1 protein-coding gene is annotated in these 507 nt (G+C 54.2%); it reads right to left on the bottom strand.

The window, feature by feature from the left end; translation table 11 throughout:
* Positions 1 to 153: 153 nt before the first annotated feature.
* Positions 154 to 438 carry a YqjK-like family protein gene (locus tag J5224_RS35400; RefSeq protein ID WP_264629437.1) on the bottom strand — a complete coding sequence of 95 codons (285 nt, stop codon included), beginning with the start codon at positions 436 to 438 and terminating at the stop codon, positions 154 to 156.
* Between the last annotated feature and the right edge of the window lie 69 nt (positions 439 to 507).

The raw sequence follows: 507 nt of genomic DNA on the forward strand, positions 1-507 counted from the left end.
TCTGTATGCCGCTCTAGAGCAGGATATCTCTGGGGATATCATCTGCACATCCGGTATGGAGCAAATACTATGGGGGAAATGATTTGGATTCCAGCGAGTTAAATTGTCTGTTTTTTTCAGAAAATCTGAATATGTGCCAGCAATCCGTGGTGCCTAGCGGGGCGACAGCGTTTTGCGCAGAAGCCGTAGTGTTCCCAGCAGGCCAATGCCGCGTCTGGCCCAACGAATCAGCCGGTTTGGGTGGCGCACGCCATACAGCGCCGCAGCGCCGGAAGCGAGAAGCCAGTAGCGACGCCACGCCATGATGCGCAGCCAGTAACCATCGTAGCGGGCTGTTTTTTCCAGCCACACTCTTCTTTCATAAATCACATCGATACGCTGCTGCTCAATCTGGCGTAACAGTCGGGTCTTTTCTTCCCGGCGCTGCTGACGATTCATTTTTCCTCCTCTTCCAGCAGCGCTCTGTCGGTGCGAAGTTCTTTACGCGTGGCTTTGAGCAGCGTGGCG

Source organism: Candidatus Symbiopectobacterium sp. NZEC135 (genome assembly GCF_025962695.1).

Excerpts from the sequence above, each read along its gene's own strand:
- J5224_RS35400 (WP_264629437.1), bottom strand. The coding sequence starts at position 438 with ATGAATCGTCAGCAGCGCCGGGAAGAAAAGACCCGACTGTTACGCCAG.